Origin of the sequence: Agriterribacter sp., from assembly GCF_035444585.1 — a bacterium.
Classification (GTDB): Bacteria; Bacteroidota; Bacteroidia; order Chitinophagales; family Chitinophagaceae; genus Agriterribacter.
The window spans coordinates 1-9554 of record NZ_DAOMOZ010000186.1; the positions used below are offsets into that span (position 1 = coordinate 1).

Below are 9554 nucleotides of genomic sequence, written 5' to 3' on the forward strand. Positions count from 1 at the left end.
AAAACTATACCACCAACGGAATACAGCTTACCGCAAAGGCGCAGCAACTGGCAGCGGAGCTGATGATGAAGGAGCTGAACCTGCCTTCCGTTTACAAAGAGGATTATGAACCTTTGCGAAAACAGGTGCAGGATATGAACAGCATATGGTTCCGGTACTGGAGGTCGGGCAACTGGGCCTTTATCTACGGCAGTGAGCTGGTGCAGCCTTTCAGCCGCGACTGGAAGGACAGGAACCACAGGATACTGCCGGAAGAAAGGATGTCGCTCGAATCCTATCTTAAAGAAGCGGAACAACGCGTTCGTGCGGAAAGCGATAAGTTATAACAAGTAAAAACATACATGGATCATATTTCTGAGATCATTCCATTAAAGAGCAACCGGTTGCGGTATTCCCGCAGGATAATGCCACTGCTGCTGGCTGCGGCCGTTGGCATCTGCTCCTGCCTGCAGCCGGCGCAGGCTCCTGTGCCCGCTGAGCAGCAAACTGAAAAAATACCGGAACCCGTACCGCAGCAAAATATCATGTCGGTAGCGCAGGTGGAAACAGACAATTCGGTGGAAGCAGAACTTGCGTCTTTTAAGGTTGCCGATGGATACAAGGTAGAATTGTATGCGTCGGAATCGCTGGGTATCGCCAACCCGGTGGCGATGCGCTGGGATGAACGCGGCAGGCTGTGGGTTTTATGCACCACTACCTATCCCCAACCCGAGCCCGGCAAAAAACCAAACGATAAGCTTTTTATTTTGGAAGACACCAATAATGATGGGATAGCCGATACTTCGAGCGTGTTTGCCGACAGCCTGGTCATTCCGCTGGGTTTTGAGCTCGGCCACGGCGGGGTATACATGGGGCAGCAAACCGAGCTTATATTTCTTGAAGACACCGATAACAACGATAAGGCCGACAGGCGGTCGGTGATCTTTTCGGGGTTTGGCACCGGCGATCTTCACCAAACGATCAATTCATTTACCTGGAGCCCGGGCGGCGACCTGTTTTTTTCACAGGGCCATAATATTTACAGTCGCATTGAAACCCCCTGGGGAATAAAACGGCAGAACAGGGCCGGGATATGGCGGTACCGTCCAACTACCGGCAAGCTGGATAATTTCTTCGACTGGTCTACCGCCAGCGTTAATCCCTGGGGAATGAACTTTGATGATTGGGGCAATATGTTTCACAAAGCCAATGACCCACCGCTGTATTATTCGGTGCCAGGATTGATTGAAGACTCCAAACGCAGCTACCTGCCCGAAATAGGAAGCCTCGAGATCAAGGGCTCCGGGCTGGCGATTGTGCGTACCGCACACCTGCCCAACAACCTGCAGGGCGATTTTATAATGGCGGGCTATTACAATAACCGGGTAGAGCGGATGAAAGTAAGTGACGATGGGTCGGGGTTCAAAGCCCGGTTGGTTGAACCGCTGGTCATCTCTGCCAGCAGGAGCTTTCGGCCGGTGGAAGTGCATATAGGTCCCGACGGCGCCATTTATGTGCTGGACTGGTACGACCCGATCATCGGTCATTACCAGGCATCTTTGCGGCACCCCGACAGGGATAAGCTGCGGGGCCGCATCTGGCGCATCACCGCCAAAGACAGTCCGCTGGTGAAACGCCCGGAGCTGGCGGGCAGGCCGGCCGCTGAATGGCTTGATCATTTAAAGTCGCCTGAATTTTGGGTGCGCTACCAGGTAAAGCGGCTGCTTGCCGCTGCGCCCGGGGATACGGTTGTTGCTGCAGTAAACGTATGGATCCAAAAGCTTGACCCAAAAGACAGGGCATACGAGCATCACCTGGTGGAGGCGGCGGGCGTGCTCGAAAGTCACGATGCGGTAAATGAAAACGTAGTGACCCGCTTGATGAAGGCAAAACAGCCCGGCGCAAGAGCCTATGCGGCGCAGGTGATCTCCAGATGGCATGACCGTATGGCCGATCCGTTGCAGGCGCTTCGGTTACTGGTGAACGATAACAACCCGCGAGTGAGGCTGCACGCGCTGGTAGCATTGAGTTATATACATGACGCACAATCCATAGCGGTCGCTGCTGAAATGTTTGATCACCCTACCGACCAATTCCTTTTGTATGCGTGGGACAAAACAGTATATACCCTGCGCCCCGTATGGGAGAAAGCGCTGCAGCAGGGCAATATCCGGTTCAGCAAACCCGCTCACCTGGCCCATGTAATTGCCGGCGACCCACCGGACTGGTTTCCGGCACACCGGCTTACCGAACTGATAGGGATGAATGATGTGCCGGCGTCGGAAAAAACAGGGCTGTTGCTGGCATTGGCGCAGGCAGACAGCGGTGCGCATGTAAACGATGTGATCCGGCGTGGGGCCGCGTTGAAAGATGCAGAATTGTTGAACAGGTTAGCGGCGCTACCCCCGCAGCCGCTCTCGGATGAGGCTGCAGGTCATTTAACGGCCGTGTTGGATGGGGCAAATGCAGCTCCGCTTAAATTAGCCGCAATAGCGCTGCTGAAGCGCTGGCAGATCAGGCAGGCGGGTACTACCGTTGGTGAACTGGTGCAAAACAAATCGCAGGCAGTAGAGGTGCGGGCTGCGGCCATACAGGCACTCGCGCAATTAGAAGGGGAGCGTGCCGTACCGCTGCTGAAAACGCAGGTGGGCAGCGCCAACAGTGCCCGCGAAATAAAGCTGGCAGCGCTGAAAAGCCTGGGCGTGCTGGATTTAAGCCTGGCAGCCGGTTTAACGGTTGATGAGGTAGAGCGCTCCAAAACAGTAGAAGAAATGCTGGAGATCATTTCACCCGTTGCCGAACAGCAGGGTGGTATTGAGCTGATAACAGGACGGATAAAAGAGCAACCGGTTTCCGCTTCGGCCGCCGGTCTTCTGCTGGAAGCGTTGGCCCATAAGGGCATAGAAGCGCCGGATTTACGCAGCCAACTGAATACCATTGCCGGTAAAACCGCTACCGTTCCTGCCGCTTACGATGGTGATTATATAAGTCAGTTGATAAAAATCGTAAAGGAAAAGGGCGATGCGGCACGGGGATCGCAGGTATACCAGCGCCTGTCGTCCTGCGCTTCCTGTCATACCATACATGGTAAGGGTGGTAATATCGGTCCTAACCTTTCTGCGTTGGGAAGGGGCTTGTCGCCGGAGGAAATAGCAATAGAAGTATTATGGCCTTCGCAAAACATTAAAGAAGGCTATAGCCGCGTAACGGCAACAACCGCAGGTGGGGAGATCATACAGGGCATCAGGCTGGCTGAGGATGCGGAGGATATCCGGATCAGGACAGCCACCGATGGGAATGTGAGTGTGAGCAAAAAGGGGTTGAAGCATATAGAAGAAGCGGGGTCCTTAATGCCCGCCGGGCTGCTGGATGGTACGGGCAGGGAAGATATTGCCGATCTTATCAAATATTTAAGCATGCTGGGGCGGGAGGAGCAATAGTACACTCCATTTGTTATATACGTAACTTTTATTTAATTTTATACGTAATAGTAAATGGAGGTATGAATACTAAATTAACGTTGAACCTGAGCAAGCGCATAATTGAAAACGCAAAAGACTATGCAAAAAGCCATAAAGTGAGTTTATCTCAATTAATTGAGAACTACTTAAGCTCCTTAACTAAAAAAGAAGAAAAGGAAATTAAGGTAAGTCCTCTTGTTGAGAGTTTAACCGGAGTTATACCAAAGGAAGAGGAAGCAGACTACAAAAAAGGCTATTATGATTATCTCAACAAGAAATACTCCTAGTGGATAAACTTTTTGTTGATACCAATATAGTATTGGACTTACTTCAAAAAAGGAAAGATTTTTTTGAGGAAGCTCAGGAGCTTTTTACGCTTGCGGATAAGAAGAAGGTAAAACTTTATATTTCTTCCTTAACTATAGCAAATACGCATTATTTATTATCAAGACATTATAACTCCAATGATGCCCGGAAAATTTTGGCAAAATTCAGATTATTGGTTGAGGTTTTATCTCTAGATCACAAAATAATTGATTTGGCACTAACCTCAGACCTAAGAGATTTTGAAGATGCTATTCAGTACCATACCGCTCTTGAAAACAACATGGACTTAATAATAACGCGGAATAAAAAAGATTTTAAAAAACAAAGCATTCCTATTTTAACAGCGAAAGAATATATAAACCGGAAATAGCGAAGTCATTTAACACTCCGAAGTCCTACTATTTACGGACTTCAGCGGTACGCGAAACATCATGGGCAATACAAACATTTTCTTAATGAATGGCAGAGAATTTAAAGACAAATAACTATAGGGGAGCGCTATCCAGGTGTATTACCCGCGTCACATTTATTTGCTCCAAAAAATATTCGTCGTGCGAAATAACGATGAGCGTTCCGCGGTAATCGCTGATCGCCGCTGTTAGTATTTCAGTGTTCTGCATATCCAGGTTATTGGTGGGTTCGTCCAGCAGGATCATATCGGGCGACAGGTTGTATATATTCAGGCAACAAAGCATCAGCCGCATTTTTTCTCCGCCACTTAAAACACTGCACGGCTTGCTCCAGTCATCTTTTGTAAACAAAAACCGGGCAAGCCTGATCTTTATTTCATGTTCCTGCAATGCGGATGCATTGTATTGCTGTGCCTGTTCATAAATACTAAGCCGATTGTCAATAAGCGAATAATCCTGGTCAATATATACCGATTGGGTTTCTGCCCTGTAAACCGTTCCTGTTCGCGGCTCTGATTTTCCTAATATAATTTTGGCCAGCGTTGTTTTACCCGAACCATTCAATCCCTGCAATGCAATCCGTTCACCGCTTGTGATCTGAAAACTCAAATGCTGTTGCCAAAGCAACTGTTTGTTGTAACCGAAATTGATGCCGGTAGCCGTAAATAATATTTTGCCTTTGTGCAGAGCAGCATTGTCAAAGCCCAGCTTCATTTTGTCTGTATCGGGCAGCGATGACCGTAGTGTCTGCAACTCCTGTGCTATCCCCCCGGTTTTTTCGGCATGCACATTTTTTAAACGCGCCGTACTTTTTTCAGCATTGTTCTTAAAAGTATTCATGGATATGGTTGGGAGTCCTGCTTTTTCCTGCTTCTTCTTTCCACGGGCATCCAACCGCTGTTGCTTTTCAATGGTTTCTCTTTCTTTTTCCCGGGCTTTTCGCAATGCTTTTTCTTTGCTTTTCACCTCCTGGTTCAGCGCATCATTTTCTATCCGCTTCTGCGCTGCATAAAAATCATAATTGCCGCCATATACCGTTATCCCGCGTTTGTCCAGTTCAAAAACGGTATCCAAAAGATCCAGTAATTTCCTGTCGTGGCTTACCACAAGCAGGGTGGCCGAGGTGGATTGAATAAAGTTGTACAGCAATTGTCTGCCTGCTGTATCCAAATGGTTGCTGGGCTCATCCAGCAAAATAAATGCAGGCCGGTGAATGGAAATACCGGCAAGAAAAACTTTTGTTTTTTCGCCACCACTTAAGCTATCCATTTTTTGCATTGGATCCAAGGGCTCCAGCTTCCAGTAGCTCAAGGCTTCCCGGCAGCGTTCTTCAATTGTCCAGTCTTCATCAAGCAAAGCCAGGTTTGATCCCGTAACATTGCCATTGAGGATTGCTTTTAAAGCGTTCAGCTTATCGTCTGTTCGCAGTGCCTGTGCAATGGTGAGATGATTGTATTGTCCAAAAATTTGAGGAACATAATAAGGTATAGCATCTGCTTTCAATAAACCGCCGGAGGGTTGCCATTCACCCGCAATGAGCTTCAGTAACGTGGATTTTCCTGTACCATTGTTGCCAACCAGTGCCACTTTGCTGCGATCGCTGACTGTAAAATTAATATTGTTGAACAGCAGCTCTTTACCGGGATGTATATAGGTGAGGTTTTGCAGCGTAAGCATAATTTCTTTCTTTAAGGGTGAATAACCATAGCGAACCGCTTCGCGGTCGTACTATTTGTCTTGTCTGAAAGAAATTACATTTTACATTTAATCTGCCTGTATTGATGAAGGGTGCAAAGATAATGAGAAACAATAATATAAGAACCAAATGACAAGAACCAAATAAATTTCAAATCCGAAGCCATAAGCGCTGAATCCGAAGGAAGACAACAATAAACAATAAACCAAAAACCATAAATTTCAAAAATCCGCGATGCGGTCGGCACCCGACGCAGGAGGGTCAGCACCGCATCTGAGCGCAAAGCACCACCTGAACGCCATTTAATACCCCATGTCTATCTCAATATCATACTTGTCTAAAAGTCCCGGGACACCCGTTAATGAAAACCTCGCTTTTTTAATGCGGTTAACTTCCGGGTTGATGGAATAGTGGTAGGAAGTACGGAGGTCGGCTTTCTCCAGTATGCTGTTCTCAAATTTTGCGTCAGTAAAGTCGCATTTTTCAAAAACAGACCGGGTTAAATCACATTCTGTAAAATCCACTTCTTTGAGCTGTGAATTTTTAAAAAGCGTTTTTTTGATCCTGGCTTTATAAAAAGAAGAATGATTGAGAGTACAATTATCGAAGCTGAACGATAAGCCAAACTGGCTGCAGCTTTCAAAATGAAGCCCCAGCATTTTGCAGCCGGTGAATTGTATATCCCTGAAGGCCGCGCCTGTAAGTTTGGCTGAGCTTATATTGCAGTTTATAAATTCGCATTCCAGGAACCGTATATCTTCAATGTCTGCATTGGAAAAATCGCAGCCAATAAAACGGCAGTTTTCATACTCGCCTTTACCCAGCGGATTTTGTGTATAATCGTATTGGTCAAATGTTTTGTCCCGGATAAGTTTTTCTTCCATGCCGGTTGTTTAATATTTTGCAATGTATTGATGGAAATAACAAGAATAAAACATGGGCCATGGCGGATGCAAATACTAAATCCTAAGCCTGAAGCCCGAAATCCGAAAGTAAGAACCCAATAACAAATCACAAGACACAAACCTGTCCGCCGTGGCGGATAAAATCACAAATTTCAAATCCGGAGTGAACTCTCAACGATAAACTAAAAACGATAAACCCCAAATTGTACATCCGGGCGAATTCAATCTCAAATTTTCAATCTCAAATCTCCAATTCCCCTATTCCCATTGCAGGATCGCTGATGCTATCCTTTCCCGTTTCCACTCTCCCGGCAAAGCGACGCAAAAACCCGTTGCCGGACCGTATAGAAAAGTCGTACCAGTTGCCGCTGTTGCCCAGCAGCCATTCCTCTTTTTTGCTTTTCCCCGCTGCAAGCTCAAACGGCTGCGATACATCATATCCATACGCATTGTCTGCGATACGAATATCAATCGCCACATCATTGGGGTTATGTATCTTAACCGATATGCCGCCTTTTCTGTGATTGTACTTAAGCGCGATTGCAGGTTCCTGCGCTGCCGTATTTCCCGTAAACCGGTGAAAATACCCGTTGGTTCCGTACACTTCAAGGTCGTAAGCGCCGCCGTCTTCCCGTACATCCCATTCATCAAACAGCGATTTGCCAGACTCTACGGTATAACGCCGTGGGATACGCGCCAAATGCTTAAGATCGTACACATGGTATACCGCGCCGCAGTTCCCATCATTATCAAAAACCAGCCTTACCCTTTGCTCCTCCTTCAAAGGCTCAATGCGGGTATACAGGCGATAAGGCAGCGCTCTTGAATAGCGGGTACCTTTTTCCTGGTAGAGCGGGGAAGGCGTTTCCGGCGCCACGGCTTTGGGCAGCAGTTTGGAAGCGGCGTCCAGGGCTTCGTGATCGCCTGTTTCAGGCATCGTTGGAAAAACCGGGTCGTTGGGGGTTTCGAAGTCAAAGGCTGAGGTGAGATCACTGCATACAGCGCGGTGCCAGGGGCTGATGGCAGGAATGGTAACACCAAAACGCTTTTCAATGAACTGTCCTACCGAAGTATGATCAGCCGCCTGCGAATCTACCCAGCCGCCCTTGCTCCATGGCGAGATAATGTACAACGGTACGCGCGGGCCCAATCCCCAGGGGCGGATATTGCCGCTGATGGTATCCCGTTTGTCGAGGTAAACGGGACCTTTTTCCGATGGCTTCTTGTTTATATTATGAAAATACATGCCCGGAAGATCAAGTGTGGCTTTACCCGCCAGCGTGCCGTCGGCATTATAAGAAGGTACAGCCGGTGCGGGAAGGTGGTCAAAAAGCCCGTCGTTCTCATCAAAAGTGAGGAAGAAAACAGTTTTGCTCCATGTTTCCGGGTTGGCGGTAATGGCTGAGAGCACAGCGTGGGTGAAATCGGCTCCGCGGTAAGGACTGGATGGAGCGCCGGGGTGTTCGGAATCAATCTGCCGGGGAAGCACCCAGCTAACCTGTGGCAACCTGTTGTGCTTTGCATCACTGGCAAGGTCTTCGATCGTCCAGTGCCGCATTCCTTTTTCATAAATGGGAGAACCGGGTTTTGCGCTGCGGAAGCTTTCAAAAGCCAGGCAGCCGTGCATGGCGCCTGTCCAGTTATCGTTCGGATCCTGGTAGATACGCCAGCTTATACCTGCTTTTTCGAGCACATCAGGAATGGTAGGCCAATGCAGGGCATTTCCCTGGTAGGTGTAACCCGGATTCGGCATCTTACCCTTTATCCAGCACCGGAGGTTTACCGGCTCCGAATCTTCATCGGTGCAGTTGATGCCGGCCGCTCTTTTATCGGGGTTGAAGTTACTGCCCGACCAGAATACGATCCGGTTGGGATCTGTACCTGTTGCCACGGAGCAATGATAGGCATCGGAGATGGTAAAGGATTCGGCCAGCGCATATTGAAAAGGGATCTCTTCTCTTGTATAGTAAGCCATGGAATAGGGGGTCTTATACATCGGCCAAAAGCCGTATTTACCCTGGTTCCAGGCAGCCTGCATATCGGGAAAGTTATGGGGCGTGCCATTGATCAATGCCGCGTTGGAAGTTTTTTTACTGGCGTGGTAAGGCGGAATGATCTTTTTGCCGTCCGACTGAAAGAATGCCCGTTCACCGCTTTCCAGGGGAATGGGAAACCGGTCGCCATAGCCCCGCACACCGCGCATAGTACCAAAATAATGATCAAAAGAGCGGTTTTCCTGCATAAGAATTACGATATGCTGTACATCCCGGATAGAACGGCTGGCATTATAGGCTTCTACTGCCAGCACTTTTTGCAGCCATGTTGACCATACGGCAGCCGCGCCGGCCGTGGCCGACATTTTAATAAAACTTCTCCTGTTAAGACTGGACATTAAACAACTGGTTGATTGATTGATGAATGATGGGTTGACCGGGGTAAAGCTATAAACAACAAACCATAAATCATCAAAAATCTGGCTTTAGCAAAATATACGGATTGGCGCCTGCTTCCGTCTGTACGGGATGCCGGTCCGACGAAGCCATTCTGGCTGGGCAGGCGTCCGGTTCAGGCAGGCGCGCTGTACAACAAAGGCCCGAAAGGGGTAACATGGGGAGATACACACCATTTAATTTGCTTCATAATTCCTGCTATAACCCATTGCCTGCGGTAATTTACAGCCCCTGAAACATTTTTAAATTTTCTTTCCCAACTATTTGGCAGTAAACAATAAGGCACATACCTTTGCACTCCCAAAATCAAAACGGGTAGTTTACGG

At 48.1% G+C, this 9554-nt stretch carries 8 protein-coding genes; 4 read left to right on the forward strand and 4 right to left on the reverse strand.

The features are described 5' to 3' along the window. From PLH26_RS16820 to PLH26_RS16835, 4 genes are all read left to right on the forward strand, one after another. Nucleotides 1–326: hypothetical protein (locus tag PLH26_RS16820; RefSeq protein ID WP_324587193.1), on the forward strand; the 326-nt coding region annotated here is incomplete at its 5' end. 15 nt (nucleotides 327–341) lie between these two features. After that, entirely contained in the window at nucleotides 342–3419 is a 3078-nt protein-coding gene (locus tag PLH26_RS16825) for a PVC-type heme-binding CxxCH protein (protein ID WP_324587194.1), read from the forward strand. A gap of 62 nt (nucleotides 3420–3481) precedes the next feature. After that, on the forward strand, nucleotides 3482–3727 hold the full coding sequence (locus PLH26_RS16830; protein WP_324587195.1) for a DUF6364 family protein: 246 nt from the start codon (nucleotides 3482–3484) through the stop codon (nucleotides 3725–3727). Beyond that, a complete protein-coding gene (locus tag PLH26_RS16835; RefSeq protein ID WP_324587196.1) occupies nucleotides 3727–4137 on the forward strand; it encodes a type II toxin-antitoxin system VapC family toxin in 411 nt (136 codons plus the stop codon). Before PLH26_RS16830 ends, PLH26_RS16835 begins: the two co-directional genes overlap by 1 nt. A gap of 115 nt (nucleotides 4138–4252) precedes the next feature. On the opposite strand, the gene abc-f is transcribed toward PLH26_RS16835, so the two are convergent. The 4 genes from abc-f to PLH26_RS16855 form a co-directional block, all read right to left on the reverse strand. Then, complete coding sequence (gene abc-f / locus PLH26_RS16840) at nucleotides 4253–5854, reverse strand: ribosomal protection-like ABC-F family protein (RefSeq protein WP_324587197.1); 1602 nt, start codon at nucleotides 5852–5854, stop codon at nucleotides 4253–4255. Nucleotides 5855–6175: 321 nt separating this feature from the next. Continuing rightward, nucleotides 6176–6757, reverse strand: a complete 582-nt coding sequence (locus tag PLH26_RS16845; RefSeq protein ID WP_324587198.1) for a pentapeptide repeat-containing protein — start codon at nucleotides 6755–6757, stop codon at nucleotides 6176–6178. Nucleotides 6758–7019: 262 nt separating this feature from the next. Beyond that, nucleotides 7020–9170: a phosphocholine-specific phospholipase C gene (locus PLH26_RS16850; RefSeq protein WP_324587199.1), complete on the reverse strand. Its 2151-nt coding sequence runs from the start codon at nucleotides 9168–9170 to the stop codon at nucleotides 7020–7022. 173 nt (nucleotides 9171–9343) lie between these two features. Next, the coding region (locus PLH26_RS16855; RefSeq protein ID WP_324587200.1) for a hypothetical protein at nucleotides 9344–9554 on the reverse strand (211 nt) is incomplete at its 5' end.